At 63.8% G+C, this 15,096-nt stretch carries 12 protein-coding genes; 7 read left to right on the top strand and 5 right to left on the bottom strand.

From position 1 onward, the window contains the following. Positions 1-25: 25 nt before the first annotated feature. The 3 genes from A6B35_RS26750 to A6B35_RS26740 all read right to left on the bottom strand — a co-directional run bounded on the left by A6B35_RS26750 (position 26) and on the right by A6B35_RS26740 (position 2,575). Positions 26-1,114 (bottom strand): hypothetical protein, encoded by a 1,089-nt coding sequence (locus A6B35_RS26750; protein ID WP_006203531.1) that lies wholly within the window; start codon positions 1,112-1,114, stop codon positions 26-28. A gap of 330 nt (positions 1,115-1,444) precedes the next feature. Then, the gene (locus A6B35_RS26745) at positions 1,445-1,834 is read right to left on the bottom strand and encodes a c-type cytochrome (RefSeq protein ID WP_006203529.1); all 390 of its coding nucleotides are present in this window, start codon (positions 1,832-1,834) and stop codon (positions 1,445-1,447) included. Between the two features lie 129 nt (positions 1,835-1,963). Next, positions 1,964-2,575: a thymidine kinase gene (locus tag A6B35_RS26740; RefSeq protein WP_006203527.1), complete on the bottom strand. Its 612-nt coding sequence runs from the start codon at positions 2,573-2,575 to the stop codon at positions 1,964-1,966. A 238-nt stretch (positions 2,576-2,813) separates the two neighbouring features. Here A6B35_RS26740 and A6B35_RS26735 point away from each other — a divergent pair, with 238 nt between their 5' ends. The 4 genes from A6B35_RS26735 (at position 2,814) to A6B35_RS26720 (ending at position 7,083) form a co-directional block, all read left to right on the top strand. After that, complete coding sequence (locus A6B35_RS26735; protein WP_006203526.1) at positions 2,814-3,749, top strand: choline ABC transporter substrate-binding protein; 936 nt, start codon at positions 2,814-2,816, stop codon at positions 3,747-3,749. Between the two features lie 119 nt (positions 3,750-3,868). Continuing rightward, complete coding sequence (choW, locus tag A6B35_RS26730; protein ID WP_006203525.1) at positions 3,869-4,723, top strand: choline ABC transporter permease subunit; 855 nt, start codon at positions 3,869-3,871, stop codon at positions 4,721-4,723. Beyond that, complete coding sequence (gene choV / locus A6B35_RS26725; protein ID WP_006203524.1) at positions 4,720-5,901, top strand: choline ABC transporter ATP-binding protein; 1,182 nt, start codon at positions 4,720-4,722, stop codon at positions 5,899-5,901. Before choW ends, choV begins: the two co-directional genes overlap by 4 nt. 144 nt (positions 5,902-6,045) lie before the next feature. Next, entirely contained in the window at positions 6,046-7,083 is a 1,038-nt protein-coding gene (locus tag A6B35_RS26720) for an MBL fold metallo-hydrolase (protein ID WP_006203523.1), read from the top strand. A 95-nt stretch (positions 7,084-7,178) separates the two neighbouring features. On the opposite strand, the gene A6B35_RS26715 is transcribed toward A6B35_RS26720, so the two are convergent. Beyond that, a complete protein-coding gene (locus tag A6B35_RS26715; RefSeq protein ID WP_006203522.1) occupies positions 7,179-9,209 on the bottom strand; it encodes a tetratricopeptide repeat protein in 2,031 nt (676 codons plus the stop codon). Positions 9,210-9,417: 208 nt separating this feature from the next. Between A6B35_RS26715 and A6B35_RS26710 the strand changes: the two genes are divergently transcribed. The 3 genes from A6B35_RS26710 to A6B35_RS26700 are packed head-to-tail and all read left to right on the top strand — an operon-like array spanning position 9,418 to position 12,855. Further along, a complete protein-coding gene (locus A6B35_RS26710; RefSeq protein WP_065518289.1) occupies positions 9,418-10,503 on the top strand; it encodes a PLP-dependent cysteine synthase family protein in 1,086 nt (361 codons plus the stop codon). A 24-nt stretch (positions 10,504-10,527) separates the two neighbouring features. After that, positions 10,528-12,000, top strand: coding sequence for a pyridoxal phosphate-dependent decarboxylase family protein (locus A6B35_RS26705; protein ID WP_006202454.1), 1,473 nt, complete (start codon positions 10,528-10,530; stop codon positions 11,998-12,000). A 24-nt stretch (positions 12,001-12,024) separates the two neighbouring features. After that, a complete protein-coding gene (locus A6B35_RS26700) occupies positions 12,025-12,855 on the top strand; it encodes an alpha/beta fold hydrolase (RefSeq protein WP_050900738.1) in 831 nt (276 codons plus the stop codon). A 197-nt stretch (positions 12,856-13,052) separates the two neighbouring features. On the opposite strand, the gene A6B35_RS26695 is transcribed toward A6B35_RS26700, so the two are convergent. After that, on the bottom strand, positions 13,053-15,077 hold the full coding sequence (locus A6B35_RS26695; protein WP_006202456.1) for a BTAD domain-containing putative transcriptional regulator: 2,025 nt from the start codon (positions 15,075-15,077) through the stop codon (positions 13,053-13,055). Positions 15,078-15,096 lie beyond the last annotated feature (19 nt).

Raw genomic sequence — 15,096 nt, 5'->3', positions numbered from 1 at the left:
TTGTGGAACAGTACGCGTGCGGCAATTACGACTGCACGTAGTTGGCCGAATTGTGCTTCTTCATCACCTCGTCGAAGCGGCGGGCAAAGGCATCGTCGGCCAGCTTCTTGCGGCGCTGGATGTCGGCGGTGGCCACCATGTTCTTCTCGTGCATTTCGAGAAGATCGCCGATGTGCTTCTGCGAGGCGGCGCCGATGCCGGCCATGGTTTCCTCGGCGGTGTTGTCGACCTGGCTGCCCAGCGTGTTGATCTTGTGGGCGACGTCCTGCTGCGCGGCGGTCTTCAGCGAGTCTTCCAGGGCCTTGTAGAGCACGATGCGCTGCTCGGTATCGATGGTCAGCTTGTTGATCAGCGTCGACTGCGCGGCGATCTGGTTGTTGAGCGAATCGACGAAGGTCTGGAACATCGAGGTGTAGCGCTCCAGCGTCTGGCTTTCGGCCAGCAATTCCTGCTCCTTGGCCTGCTTCTCATTGTATTCGGTGGCGAGCTTCGAGCGCTCGCCTTCGAGCTGCGTGCGCTCCTTCTGGCTGGTCGAGGCGGCGATCTTGTTCTCGATGTCGAGCAGCATCGGGTTGAGCTCCTCGATGCGTTTCTGCACCGCTTCGAGGTTCGTCATGGTGGTCTTGCGGCGCTCGATGACCTGCGACAGGCTGGCCTCGGAGGTCTTGTAGCGCTGGTCGAGAACTTCCTTCTGTGCCTTGAGGATGCCGACGATGGTGTCGGACTTGGCCAGCAGTTCCTGCAGGTTGCCGGCCAGCGACATGTTGCGGACGCGGTCGGTACGCATGCGCTGTTTGCTCTGGGCCGAGAAGATGCCGACGAAGCTTTCCCAGCCGGTATAGTTCTTCATGCTCTCGAATTCGGCGCCGAAGACGTTGGTGGCGTCCTCCAGCCCGATGATCAGATCGGCGATGTTGCCTTCCATCACCTTCTGCTGCTTGAGCACATCCTCGATGCGGGCGTTCTCGATTTCGAAATTGGCGTCGCCGATCTTCTTGTCGGCCTGGGCCAGCGTGTCGAGTACGGTGCCGGACTGCTCGATCTTGGAGCGCATGTCCTGCACGACCTGCTTGGTCTTGGCAATTTCGGCATCGAAATTCTGCAATGTCGCCATAGGGGCCTCCCGCATCGGCATCGGTTTCGTGTCGGCGCGAATATATGTGGAGCATCCGGGGATTGAAAGACGCAAGACAAGAGGAGCTGCGAAAACAAAAGGTTTCGATCCTCCCTTGAAAGATAAATGAACCATTCTCATGGGTTGACTACCTGCTCGGTCGGGCGCAGTTCACGTGCCGCCGGACTTTTGGACGGAAGCAGCGGCAAAAAAGCATTCGATTCCCAATGGGACGGCTGCCTCAATATTCGGCAAATGATTGCAGCAGGCTCGGCGGCGGCAGTGGGCATGCTGGACCGGCGCCAACGCGATCTTGCCCGCCGGCCGGGCTCAGGGCTTCGGGTCGGCCTTCAGATAGGCGATGACATTGGCGATGTCGGCGTCGTTGCTCAGGCCGGCAAAGGCCATCTTGTTGCCGGGAACCTTCAGCTTGGGCGCGTGCAGGTACACGGCAAGGTTCGCCTCGTCCCAGACCAGGCCGGCGGCGCCGGCATCCTTCATGGCCTGCGAATAATGGCCAAGGAAGCTTTCGGCCGTACCGGCCGTTCGGCCGACGACGCCCAGCAGATGCGGGCCGACCTTGTCGCGCTCGGTTGCCGCCTCGTGACAGGCGATGCATCGGTTGAAGACCTTCTTGCCGAGTGCCGCGTCGCCGTCGGCATGCGCGGCAAGAACGCCGGCGAGGAAAAGGGCAGCGGCAGACGAAACGGCTCGAAGCATTGGCTGACCCCGGAGAGTTCTGGCTGACGGGTCTATAGGACCGAGGCCCTAACAAAAACAAGCACATCGTGGCGGATTGGCTGCTCGATCCGGCCGCCGCGGAGCCGGCGGCAGAGCCCGCCGCGCCGGTCAGGCCCTGGTGAAGCCGATGAAATCGTCGGGCGCCGCCCTGCCCATTTCCTCTTCCCAGTGGCGGCGGCAGAGCGAGACATAGACGTCTTTGCCGATCGCCACCTGCTCGCCCTGCCTCGCCACCTTGCCGTCCGGGCCGAGGCGCACGACCATCGTCGCCTTGCGGCCGCAGCGGCAGATGGTTCGCACTTCGCGCAGATCGTCGGCAATCGCCAGCAGCGCGCGCGAACCGGAGAACAGCTTGCCCTGGAAATCGGTGCGCAGGCCGTAGCACATGACCGGGATGTTCAGCCGGTCGGCGATGCGGGCGAGTTGCCAGACCTGACCTTCCTCGAGGAACTGCGCCTCGTCGACGAAGACGCAATGCACGGTCGCGTGGTCGTGATGCTCGGCGACGCGGGCGTAGAGGTCGTCGCCGTCACGAAACATCTCGGCCTCCGTTTCCAGGCCGATGCGCGACGAGATCAGCCCGGTGTCGCCCTTGCGGTAGTGGCCGGCGACGAACAGCATCGTCGTCATGCCGCGTTCGCGATAATTGTAGGACGCCTGTAGCAGCATCGTCGTCTTGCCGGCATTCATCGTCGCATAGTTAAAATAAAGCTTGGCCATCCTGCTCTTTTAAGCCGACTTGTCCCGGCGCGGGGAGGGGGCGGTGGCTCATTCCCCTGAAAAAGCCGCCTGCCATCAAAAAAGCGGCATGCGTGTCGCTGATCGGCCAGCCGGCGCCGTTCATCGTGATTGCCTTAGTGCTTGAAACCGCACCAGAATGGTGTTTGGCTGACGAAACAAGGCGGAGATCAAAACCGTTACTTCGCTTCGCCAAAAGAATCGCAATGGGAGAATATCTATGTCGCGTATGAATTCCTACGTCGCCGGCCTCGGTCTGGCGGCTTTCCTGTCCACGAGCGCTGCCTTTGCCGGAGATCCGGAAAGCTGCAAGGCGGTACGTCTTTCCGATGTCGGCTGGACCGACATCCAGGCGACGACCGGTGTCGCCTCGGTGCTGCTCACCGCGCTCGGCTACGAGCCGCAGGTGATCCAGCTGTCGGTTCCGGTCACCATGGCCTCGCTGAAGAACAAGGATCTCGACGTCTTCCTCGGCAACTGGATGCCGTCGATGACCAACGACATCAAGGACTACACCGCCGACGGCTCGGTCGAGACCATCAGTGAGAACCTCAGCGGTGCTGGCTACGGCATCGTTGTGCCGACCTATGTCGCGGACGCCGGCGTCAAGACGTTGACCGACCTCGGCAAGTTCAAGGACAAGTTCGACGGCAAGATCTACGGCATCGAGGCCGGCAATGACGGCAACCGCATCATCCTCGACATGATCAAGAACCCGAAGGACAACCTCGAAGGCTTCGAACTGGTCGAGTCGTCGGAAGCCGGCATGCTCACCCAGGCCGAGCAGTCGATGAAGAACAACGAATGGATCGCCTTCCTCGGCTGGACGCCGCATCCGGTGATGGGAGCCATGAAGATCACCTATCTCGACGGAATGGGCGATAGCGGCTTCGGCGCTGCCACTGTGCATACCAATGTGCGCAAGGGCTACACCACCGAGTGCCCGAATGCAGGCAAGTTCATCGCCAATTTGAAGTTCAACCTCGACATGGAAGGCGAGATGATGGACGCGATCCTCAAGGGCGGCGACGCCAACACGGTCGCGACCGACTGGCTGAAGAAGCATCCGGACGCGGTTGCGCCCTGGATCGCCGGCGTGACCACCTTCGACGGCGGTGATGCCGCCGCGGCGGTCAAGACCGCACTCGGAGGCTGAGCCGACCTTGAATCCGGCGTGACCGGAAAAGGGCAGCCATCGTGGAAAAGGCTGCCCTTTTTCATATCCTGTGACAAGATGACCGTCCGGCAAGGATGGCGCAGCCATAGAGGGGCAAGATGGATCCGATTTCGAAATTCCTGGTCGCCTACAAGATCCCCATAGGTCCGTGGGGGAAGGCCTTCTTCGGCTTTCTTACAGACAATTTCGATACCGTCTTCAGGGCTTTTTCCAACAGCCTCAATTTCCTGCTCGACGGGGTAGTCGACGGACTTCTGCTGTTGCCGCCCGTCCTGCTCATCGCGCTGATTGCGGTGCTCGCCTATTTCCTGCAGCGCTCCAGGGGCCTGGCCGTCGCCGTCTTCCTCGGGCTGCTGTTCATCCTGAACCAGAACCTCTGGAAACAGACTGTCGAGACGCTGGTGCTGGTGGTTGCCGCCGCCGCCGCCTCGATGGCCATAGGCGTGCCGCTCGGCATCTGGGCCGCGCACAAGCCGAAAGTCTACCGCATCATGCTGCCCGTGCTGGACCTGATGCAGACGCTGCCGACCTTCGTCTACCTGATCCCGGTGCTGACCCTGTTCGGCCTTGGCAACGCGCCCGGCCTCATCGTCACCATCATCTTCGTCATCCCGACTTCGGTACGTCTTACCCATCTCGGTGTCACTTCGGTACCGAAGTCGATCGTCGAGGCCGGCGAGGCGTTCGGCGCCACCAAAAGACAACTCCTATGGAAGGTCGAGCTGCCCTCGGCGCTGCCCACCATCATGGCCGGCCTGACACAGTCGATCATGCTGTCGCTGTCGATGGTGGTTTTCGCGGCCCTCATCGGCGCCGGCGGCCTCGGCACCGAGATCAACCGGGCGCTCGGCTCGCGCAGGATCGACCTTGGGCTTGAAGCCGGTCTGGCAATCGTCGTGCTTGCCATCGTGCTCGACCGAATGACCCGTATTGGCGTTGGAGGCAAGAAATGACCGTCGCCGTTGATTTCAAGAACGTCGATATCGTCTTCGGCGCCGACCAGGCCGGTTCGCTGGCGCTCATCGACAGCGGCGCCACCCGCGCCGAAATCCTGGAGAAGACCGGCAATGTGCTGGGTTGCGCCGGCGCCAGCCTGACCGTGCATGAGGGCGAGATTTCGGTCCTCATGGGTCTTTCCGGTTCAGGCAAGTCGACGTTGCTCAGGGCCGTCAACCGGCTGAACGTCGTTTCTCGCGGCCAGGTTCTGGTCAAGGACGGTGACGGCACGGTCGACGTCGTTACCTGTGATGAGGCGACGCTTCGGCGGCTGCGGCAAAAGCAGGTGGCGATGGTGTTCCAGCAGTTCGGCCTGCTGCCGTGGCGCACGGTGGAGGAAAACGTCGGTCTCGGCCTTGAGCTCGCCGGCATGCCCGACGCCGAGCGCAAGGAACGTGTGCATCGCCAGCTCAAGCTGGTCAATCTCGACCAGTGGTCGAAGAAATACGCCCACGAGCTTTCCGGCGGCATGCAGCAGCGCGTCGGTCTGGCGCGCGCCTTTGCCACCGAGGCGCCGATTCTGTTGATGGACGAGCCGTTTTCGGCGCTCGATCCGCTGATCCGGACCAAGCTGCAGGACGAGTTGCTGCAACTGCAGGCCGAGCTGAAGAAGACCATCATCTTCGTCAGCCACGATCTCGAGGAGGCGCTCAAGATCGGCACTCACATTACCATCATGGAGGGCGGGCGCATCGTCCAGACCGGCGCGCCGGAGGACATCGTGCTCAGGCCCGCCAACGACTATGTCCGCGACTTCATCGCCAATGTTAACCCGCTCTCGGTGCTGACCGCCTGGAACGTGATGCGCGACCGCCGCGATCTCGAAGAGAGCACCGACGGCTGGGTCTGGCTCGACCGGCGCAAGACGACGCGTTTCAAGATAGACGAGCACGGGCTGGTGGCGGCGGCGGAACGCGACGGCAAGCCAGCGGTGTGGGTTTCGTGCACCGACATCGAAGCCCAGCCAGAGGAGACCGCTCAGGTGTTCTGGGCAACCCCAGGCACGTCACTCAAGACGGTGATGCTGGCCATGCACCGCTCGCAGACCGCACCGGTGGCGCTGTTCGACGACCAGTCGCGTTTTGTCGGCGCGATCGGCATCAGAGACGTGCTGAGCGCGGTGCTGCGGCGGTAGCCGCCTGCGGTTCAGTAAGTGGCCGAAGTTGCGGCCGCGAGGCAAGGGCCGCACCTTTGGTACGGCTGGCAGGTGCCGGAACCGCGCCCTAGTGTTACACTATTCGCGCGGCCGGTCGTGCCGCGGCCGGCTAGGGTGCAAGGGATGATCTTCCGACAGCTCTTCGATTCCGTTTCGGGCACCTATTCCTACCTGCTCGCCAGCCGCAAGGGCGGCGAGGCGCTGATCATCGATCCGGTGCTGGAGAAGGTCGACCGCTATCTGCAACTCGTCAACGAACTCGACCTCAGGCTGGTCAAGGCGGTGGACACGCATCTGCATGCCGACCACATCACCGGCCTCGGCGCGCTGCGCGACAAAACGCATTGCGTGACCGTGATGGGCGAGCAGACCAAGGCCGACGTGGTGTCGATGCGGCTTGCCGACGGCGACAAGCTCGCCATAGAGGGGCTGGCGCTCGACGTGATCTACACGCCTGGCCACACCGACGATTCCTACAGCTTCATTCTGCCGGACCGGGTGTTCACCGGCGATACGCTGCTCATTCGCGGCACCGGCCGCACCGACTTTCAGAATGGCGATCCGCGCCAGCAATATGAATCGATCTTCGGCCGCCTGCTCAAGCTGCCCAACGAAACGCTGATCTATCCGGCGCATGACTACAAGGGCGAGACCGTCTCGACCATCGGCGAGGAGAAGGCGTTCAACCCGCGCCTGCAGGTGAAGTCGATGGATGAGTACGTCGAGATCATGAACAATCTGAAGCTCTCCAATCCGAAGATGATGGATGTCGCCGTGCCGGCCAACATGAAGGTCGGACTGCACCAGGACGATATTGCCGGGCGGGGCTGGTCGGTCACCGCCGAGGTCGCGCTGGCGCTGGTTGGCAGGCCCGACGTCGCGCTGATCGATCTGCGCGAGAATGCAGAGCGCGAACGGCATGGCGTCATCCCCGGCGCCATCCACCTGCCCTATCCCCGGCTGCAGGAAAACATCGCCGCCGGCGGCATGCTGCACGAGCTTGCCAGGTCGACCGGTAAGCGGCTTTTGTTCTACTGCGCCTTCGGCGAACGCTCGGCGATGGCGGTTCAGGCCGCCCAGGACGCCGGGATTGCCAGCGCCCGCCACATCCATGGCGGCATCGACGCGTGGAAGAAGGCGGACGGACCGCTCGTCCGTTAAAGCAATTCCAGGAAAAGTGCGTGGCGGTTTTCCGTCCGGAATTGCGTCAAAACAAATACTTAGAGCGAAGCTGACAGTTCATCAGCCTTGGAAGTTCAATTCAATCCGATGAGCCTGGCGCCATTCCGAAATAGCGCCTCCCCCTCGGAATCGAAGCGGAAGGTGGCGATGAAATCGTCGGCGCGGTAGTCCGGCATTGTCTTGCGGATGGCGGCGGCGAAGTTTCGTGCCTCGTCCTGTCGGCCCGCCAGCGCCAGGCAATGCGCTGCGATCGACAGGATGATGGTGTGGGCGTTGGGCCGTGCGGCCGCTTTCAGGGCCCATTCGGCCGCCTCGTCGAACTGGCCGAGCCGGGCCAGCGCCATGGCCCGCGACCCCATCATGCCGAACAGCAGCGGATCGAAGGGGCTGAGGTGGCGCGAATGGTCGGATGAGCCGATCGCGGATTTCGGGTCGCCCGACTGGGATTGTACGAAGGACAGCGCATAATGGCCGAGCGCAAAGTTCGGGCTGAGGTCGACGGCCCGTTCCAGCTCGAGCAAGGACCCGTCCTGTTCCCCGCGCAGCCACAGCGCGCGGCCCATGGCCCAGTGGGCGGCGGGGTTGTGGTCGTCGACCAGCAGGCTCTGGCCGGCGCTTTCGAAGGCGAGCGCGGTTTCCTGGTCGCGATCGCCCCAGCGCTGGAAGGCGTTCTGCCAATGGGTGAAGGAGAGGCCGGCATAGGCGCGGGCGAAGGTCGGGTCCTGCTTCAAGGCCATGCCGAAGAACTGCTGGGCCAGTTCGTTCTCCGTGCGGGTGAAGCGGTACATGTGCCAGAGGCCGCGGTGATAGGCTTCCCAGGCATTGAGCGAGTTGGGGGCCTTCAGCATGGCGCGGTTGCGCTCGACCGTGGCGATCTCGGCCGCGATCGAGGAGACGATGCTGTTGCCGATATCGTCGAGCACGATGAAGATGTCGTCCTGCTTGCGCTCGAAGGTCTCGGCCCAGACGATCCTCGCCGTGCGCACCTCGATGAGTTCGACCGAGACGATGATGCGGCCCGCCAGGCTGCGGACGGTTCCCGTGGCCACGTAATCGACGTTCAGCCGGCGCCCCGCATCCTCCGGCGCGATGTTTTTCTCGGCCAGCGCGAACATCGACCCACGCGCGATGACGAAGAAATCCCTGAGCTTGGCGAGGCGGGTGATGATGTCGTGGGTCATGCCGTCGGCCAGCCCGCCGCGAATGCCTTCGGTGCCGGCGTGCTCGACAAACGGCATGACCGCAAGCGAGGCCCGGCGCGATGCGGCGGCATCCGGTTCGGCAAGCGCGATCGGAACTTGGGGCGCGAAGGCAATCGCCCGCTGCGCGCCTGGCGCTGCATCCGATTGCCGGTCCTTGATCGCCCGCCATGCCTCGCGCACGGGTGCGAATTCCAGCTCTTCCGATTGAAACAGCTGGGCGGCGACAACAAGGTGTTCCTCGCACTGGCCGATCTGGCCCCGCCTGGCCAGGTTCTCCAGCAGGGCCACATGCGCGCGCACGTCGAAGGGCGCGAGTTCCAGCCATTTGTCGAGATAGGGAGAGGCGTCGGAGCCAGCCGGCAGGGTGTTGACCAGATGTTCCAGGATGGCGATGTGGCAAGAGGTGAACCGGCGGCGTTGTGCAACCAGCCAGCTGTCGAAATGTGGACAGCGGTCCAGCTCCAGCCCATCGAGGAAATCGCCGGCGAACAGGTCGGACAGCGCCTGCAGCCGCTCCGGGCCAAGTGTTGCTATTCCCGCCGCCGCGGCAGCGGCGATCTCGACGGCATCGACCGAGACGCCGTCCAGGCGCAGCCCGACCGTGTCGCCCTGCGTTTCGATCCTGCTGACATCAGGGTCGTCGAGAACGCCGCGCAGCTTGCTGAGGCACCAGCGAAGCTCGCCTCGCGGGTCGTTCGGCACATCCCACAGAAGCTCGCACAGGCGACTGCGCCCGACGGCATGCGGCGTGAGCGTGAGATAGGCCAGCAACGCACGCAGCTTGCGCGATGCCGGCAATGCTATCGCGACGCCGCCGCGAAGAACAGTCAGCGGCCCGAGCAGGCGCACGGAAAGGCCGGCAACCTCGCCACTTTGGATCTTTTGAACGGATTCCACGGGCAATACCACGCTTGCTACCACGCTGGCCAACCGACTGCTGTTCTATCACCGAACGCGACAAGGTGCATCCGGCAGCGAATTTCGGCGCCGGATGTCGCCATTGCCGCACTGTCGGCAAGTCGGGAACCATAACGCGGCAAGGTCTCGAAACCGCGCCGCTCAAACCGCCGGCCTGTAACCGGCTCGTGACGACAGCTTGAGGAGAGCGGACATGTTGCATCAGTCAAAAATCAGGACCACGGCCGGCCGCGGCCGCCTGTTCGACAGCATTCTCGATACGATCGGCGATACGCCGGTGATCCGGATCAACAATCTCGGCCCCGCGCACGCGACCATCTATGTCAAGGCCGAGTTCTTCAACCCGGCCGCCTCGGTCAAGGACCGTCTGGCACTCAACATCATCGAGGCGGCCGAACGCAGCGGGGCATTGCGGCCTGGGCAGACCGTCGTCGAGGCGACCAGCGGCAATACCGGCATCGGGCTTGCCATGGTCTGCGCGCAGAAGGGCTATCCGCTGGTGGTGACGATGGCCGACAGCTTCTCCGTAGAGCGCCGCAAGCTGATGCGCATGCTTGGCGCCAAGGTGGTGCTGACGCCGCGCGCCCAGAAGGGTTTCGGCATGTACAAGAAAGCGGTGGAACTCGCCGAAGCCAATGGCTGGTTCCTGGCCCGTCAGTTCGAGACCGAGGCCAATGCGGCCATCCACGAAGCGACCACGGCGCGCGAGATCGTCAATGATTTCGCCGGCTCCAGGCTCGACTGCTTCGTCACCGGCTATGGCACCGGCGGCACCGTCGCCGGCGTGGCGCGCGTGCTGCGCCGGGAGCGGCCGGAGACCCGGATCGTGCTCACTGAACCGGCCAACGCGCAGCTTGTCGGCAGTGGCAAGCCGCAGGAGCGCGGTAAAAACGGCGCACCGGCCGCCAGCCATCCGGCCTTCGAGCCGCATCCGATCCAGGGCTGGACCCCGGATTTCATTCCCAACGTGCTGCAGGAAGCGATCGACAAGCGCTACTATGACGAAGTGATGCCGATCGCCGGGCCCGAAGGCATCAAATGGGCCAAGGCGCTGGCGCAGCAGGAGGGGATCTTCACCGGCATCTCCGGCGGCTCCACCTTCGCCGTGGCGCGGCAGATCGCCGGGACATCACCAGCCGGTTCGGTGATCCTGTGCATGCTCCCCGACACCGGCGAACGCTATATGACGACGCCGCTGTTCGATGGCATCGAGGCGGAAATGGATGCGGAAGAGATCACGCTTTCGCGTTCGACGCCCGGCTGCCAGTTCGACGCCTGACAGCGGATCGCGGGGGACGCCACTATGGACGCGATGCCGCAAACCTCGAGCGCGACAGCGGAGGAAACGCTCGATCCCCTGGACTGGGCCGATATGCAGGCCCTGTCGCACCGGATCGTCGACGATGCCGTCGGCTATCTGCGCGACGTTCGCGACCGCCCGGTGTGGCGGGAGATGCCGGGCGAGGTGAGGGCGTTCTTTGACGCGCCCTTGCCGCGCTCGCCTGCGCCGATCGCCGAGATTTACGGCGATGTCGCGCGCAACGTCATGGCCTATCCGATGGGCAACATCCATCCGCGCTTCTGGTCCTGGTACATGGGCTCCAGCAATTTCACCGGCGCGCTCGGTGATTTCCTGGCGGCGATCCAGGGTTCCAATCTGGGCGGCGGCAACCACGCCGCCGGCCTGATGGACAGCCAGGTGGTCGACTGGTGCAAGCAGATGGTGGGCTTTCCCGCTTCGGCCAGCGGCACGCTGGTCAGCGGCGGCTCGATGGCCAACATCATCGGGCTCACCGTGGCGCGCAACACCAAGGCTGGCATCGACGTGCGCGAGCATGGCGTCGGTGCCATCGCGCAGCCCTTGCGTTTCTATGGCTCTGACCAGACCCACTTCTGCCACCGCAAGGCGATGGAGGTGCTCGGCCTCGGCAACCGGGCGCTTCGCCGCATACCGAGCGATGCCGCAATGCGCATCGACATCGCCGCCTTGCGGGCGGCGATCGCGGAAGATCGAAAGGCGGGCTTCAAGCCGGCCTGTGTCATCGGTAATGCCGGCACCGTCAACACCGGCGCGATCGACGATTTGCAGGCGCTTGCAAGACTGGCGGCGGACGAGGATCTCTGGTTCCACGTCGATGGCTGCATCGGCGCGCTGATCGCAATCGCGCCGGAGAATGCAAGTCTCGTTGCCGGCGTCGAACAAGCCGACTCGCTTGCTCTCGACCCGCACAAATGGCTGCACGCGCCGTTCGAGGCGGGCTGCGCGCTGGTCCGCGATGCCGAGGCGCATCGCGGCGCCTTTGCCGTCATACCGGAATATCTGGAATCGACGTCGCGCGGCCTCGCGTCAGGGAAATGGCTGCATGATTACGGGTTGCAGACCTCGCGCGGCTTCCGCGCGCTCAAGGTGTGGATGGCGCTAAAGGAGCACGGTATTGAAAAATTCGGCCGGCTGATCGACCAGAACATCGCTCAAGCCAGGTATCTGGCCAGCCTGGTCGAGGCCGAGCCGGCGCTGGAGCTGATGGCGCCGGTGAGCATCAACATCGTCTGCTTCCGCCACCGCGCCAACGGGCTGTCCGGCGAGCGGCTGAAGGCGTTCAACACCGAAATCATGCTGCGCCTCCAGGAAGAAGGCATCGCGGCTCTATCCGACACCACCGTGCATGACCAGCATTGCCTGAGGGTGGCGATCGCCAATCACCGAACCCAGTACAAGGATCTCGACCTGCTGGTCGCGGAAATCCTGCGTCTCGGCACAGAACTTGCCGCGTGAGCGGCGCAGTACAGGGAGGGACGCATGTCGTCCATGGACTATGCGATAGACTATGCGGAAGAAGGCTCGGGACCGACCGTGCTGTTCGTCCCGGGATCCTTCAGCACATATGCGGCCTGGCGGCCGATGCAGAAATGGCTGTCGCCTGACTACCGGATGATCGGCACCAGCCTCTGCGGTTATGGCGCGACCGCGGAGACCCGCTCGCGCAATGATTTCGGCATGCGGCACCAGCTGCGGATCATCGAGCAGGCGGCGCGTCGTGCCGGGGGACCTGTGCATCTGGTCGGGCATTCCTTTGGCGGTGCTGTTGCCCTTGCCGCGGCCCTGGCAAATTCCATCGACGTGGCGAGCCTGTCGCTCTTCGAGGCAAATCCCATCGCGCTCCTCAACAGCGAGCCGAGGCAAGGCCTCTATCAGGACGTTCAGGGGCTCAGCCGGGAGTTCAGCGCGGCGGTCGACGCCGGAGACGCCGACGCGGCCGGCATCATCATCGACTTCTGGGGCGGTCAGGGCACCTTTGCAGCGCTTCCCGAAATCGTGCGGACCCACTGCCGGCAGACTGCCCCGACAAATGTGATCGACTGGCTGACGGTTTTCAGTTTCGAGGCCGAACTGCGTGACTATGGTGCCCTCGATATCCCGGTGCTTCTCGTCAGAGGCGGGTTGGCCAATCCAGCCATGGTGGCAATGACCGACATGCTGCAACACGCCTTGCCGCATGTGCACAGCGCGGTTGTCGAGGACGCCGGACACTCCCTCATTGCAACCCATGCGCAAAAATGTGCTGCGCTGCTGACACGGTTCCTGACGATTGCAGACGCGGAACTGCCGGAAGCCGCGATGGTGGCCTAAGGCATGTTGATATTCAGGTGAGGAAGGCATCGCAGCGCCTTCCGACACCACAGTGCGTGGCCGGCATTCCCTCAGGGGTGGCGATCACCAATCATCGCACCCGCCGCGCGGATCTCGACCTGCCGGTGCGCGAACGCTGCGCATTGGAAAGAAATCGAGGCTGCTGCCGGATTGAAGGTAGCACGGCCAAGATCATGTCATTCCGGCAGGCCGGCCAGCCGCAGCGCCTCGGCATATCTGGCGAAATAGTCCGGCCTGATCTGCCCCACGCGATGCTTGAGGTTGGAAAGCGTCAGTTCGGGATCGAGCCGCAGTGAGCGTGCGATATGCCCGCTCGCGGCATCCAGCCTGCCGGCCATAGCGTTGCTGGCGGCCGCGACGCGCATGCCGGTGAGATAATATGGCTGCGCGCGGGAAGCCGCCTCGGCAATTGGCCAGGCGGCATCGTAGCGGCCGGCCACGAAATGAGCGAATGCGGTGAAGCACTGCATGAAGAAGGTCATTGGATCGAGCGGGCTTAGCCGTCTTGCCCGCGACAGGTGCTCGATGGCGATGTCCGGGTCGTCGTGGCAGGCCTTGAGGCAGCCGCTGGCGCTCCAGGCGGCAGCGCAGTTCGGGTTCAGCACGAGAGCGCGGTCGGACAGTGCCGAGCCGGCCTCGTAGTCGCCGATGACATAGCCCAGCGCCAGGCCACTGAAGGCGAGAGCCACCGCGTCGTCCTGGCTGGCAATGGCGACATTGCCGACAAGTCGGGAGACCTCGGCTGTCTCGTTCTGCCGGTCCGTCATCCAGCCGTTCGCCATCCGCCAGAAATAGCACCAGGCCGCAGCGCCCTTCGCGGCGGCAAAATCGGGGTCCAGCTCGATGGCCTTGTAGAACTGCGGGAGCGCCGCCTCCAGCCCCTCCCTGGTCCAGCGGTAAAGGCTCGCCATGCCGCGCAAATAGTGGTCATAGGCGTCGAGACTTTCGGTGGGTTTGCGCTTGGCGCGCGCCATCTCTGCCTGTTCGAGCTTGGGCGAAATCGCGCCGATGACGCTGGAGGCGACGAGGTCTTGCAATTCGAAAACCTCCGAGACGCCGCCTTCGAAGCGGTCGGCCCAGAGACTCACCCCTGCCGCGGCCTCGATGAGTTGGCCTGCCACACGCAGCCGGCTGCCGGCCTTGCGGACGCTGCCCTCCAGCACGTAACGCACACCGAGTTCCCGCGCTACGCGCGTGACGTCGACCGCCTGGCCCTTGTAGGCGAAGGCGGAGTTCCGCGCGATCACGAACAGCCAGCTCACATGCGATAGCGCCGTTGTGATCTCCTCGACCACGCCGTCGGTGAAATAGTCCTGCTCGGCGTCGCCGCTCATGTTCTGGAACGGCAGGACCGCGATCGACGGCTTTTCCGGCACAGAAACGGTAGGGCGCGTCGGCTCCGCCTTCGCTTCCAGGTGGGAAACTCCGACTTCAGGCGGGCCGCCGTCGGCTATGGGCGCCTTCAGACGGCCCATGCTGGGCGCTTCGATGCTTTCCACCAGCCCCCGCGTCGCCTCTTCGGGCTCGACTCCGAGCTCACGCTTCAGCGCTTCCTTGCAGGCCAGGAACTGGCGGAAGGCATCGTTGGTCTTGCCGCGGTGGCGGAAGATGCGGATCAGGGCGCGGTGGGCCTGCTCGGCGCATGGGTCGAGAGTCACCAGCCGTTCGGCCAGTCTTTCACAGGCCTGTTCCTCGCGCGAACCCAGTTCCGGCAACAGGCTTAGCCGCTCGACCAGGTCCAGCGCCTTGCGGGTGTAGCTGGCCCGAAGCGGCGCAAGCCACTCGTCGATCTCGTGTGGGAATGACAGCCCGTCGAGCAGGTCGCCCCGGTAGAAGTCGGCCGCTGCCGCGAGGCTCGCGCCGTCATCGGCCTGAATCTTCTGGTCAAAAATCCAGATGTCGGCTTCATCGGCATTCGCCGCCAGCCAGATGGTGTCGGCATTACCTTCGATGCGAATGGTCTCGTCGCCGGTGGACGGAAAGAGCCGCCTGATGTCGACCAGGGCCTGGCGCAGGCTATTCCGGGCCTGCTGCTCGCCGCTGCCGGCCCACAGCATCGCCGCCACCCGCTCGCGGCGAAGGCCCTTGGGGCCAGCCAGAACGAGCGCGGCAAAGAGCAACGACGTCTTGCGCGTCGCGAAATGCAGGGGTTGCCCGCCCGCAGAGGCAACCTCGATGTCGCCAAGCAATCGGATATGCACCCCGACCCCCGTCAAACAG

This window comes from Mesorhizobium amorphae CCNWGS0123, assembly GCF_001686985.1.
GTDB classification, from domain to species: domain Bacteria; phylum Pseudomonadota; class Alphaproteobacteria; order Rhizobiales; family Rhizobiaceae; genus Mesorhizobium; species Mesorhizobium amorphae.
The sequence above is the reverse complement of the archived record's forward strand: the minus strand, read 5'-3'. Positions and strand labels throughout refer to the sequence as shown.

What these genes read in the sequence shown, in the direction of transcription:
- A6B35_RS26750 (WP_006203531.1), bottom strand. Translation starts at nt 1,114, where the DNA reads ATGGCGACATTGCAGAATTTCGATGCCGAAATTGCCAAGACCAAGCAG.
- A6B35_RS26745 (WP_006203529.1), bottom strand. Translation starts at nt 1,834, where the DNA reads ATGCTTCGAGCCGTTTCGTCTGCCGCTGCCCTTTTCCTCGCCGGCGTT.
- A6B35_RS26740 (WP_006203527.1), bottom strand. Translation starts at nt 2,575, where the DNA reads ATGGCCAAGCTTTATTTTAACTATGCGACGATGAATGCCGGCAAGACG.
- A6B35_RS26735 (WP_006203526.1), top strand. Translation starts at nt 2,814, where the DNA reads ATGTCGCGTATGAATTCCTACGTCGCCGGCCTCGGTCTGGCGGCTTTC.
- choW (WP_006203525.1), top strand. Translation starts at nt 3,869, where the DNA reads ATGGATCCGATTTCGAAATTCCTGGTCGCCTACAAGATCCCCATAGGT.
- choV (WP_006203524.1), top strand. Translation starts at nt 4,720, where the DNA reads ATGACCGTCGCCGTTGATTTCAAGAACGTCGATATCGTCTTCGGCGCC.
- A6B35_RS26720 (WP_006203523.1), top strand. Translation starts at nt 6,046, where the DNA reads ATGATCTTCCGACAGCTCTTCGATTCCGTTTCGGGCACCTATTCCTAC.
- A6B35_RS26710 (WP_065518289.1), top strand. Translation starts at nt 9,418, where the DNA reads ATGTTGCATCAGTCAAAAATCAGGACCACGGCCGGCCGCGGCCGCCTG.
- A6B35_RS26705 (WP_006202454.1), top strand. Translation starts at nt 10,528, where the DNA reads ATGGACGCGATGCCGCAAACCTCGAGCGCGACAGCGGAGGAAACGCTC.
- A6B35_RS26700 (WP_050900738.1), top strand. Translation starts at nt 12,025, where the DNA reads ATGTCGTCCATGGACTATGCGATAGACTATGCGGAAGAAGGCTCGGGA.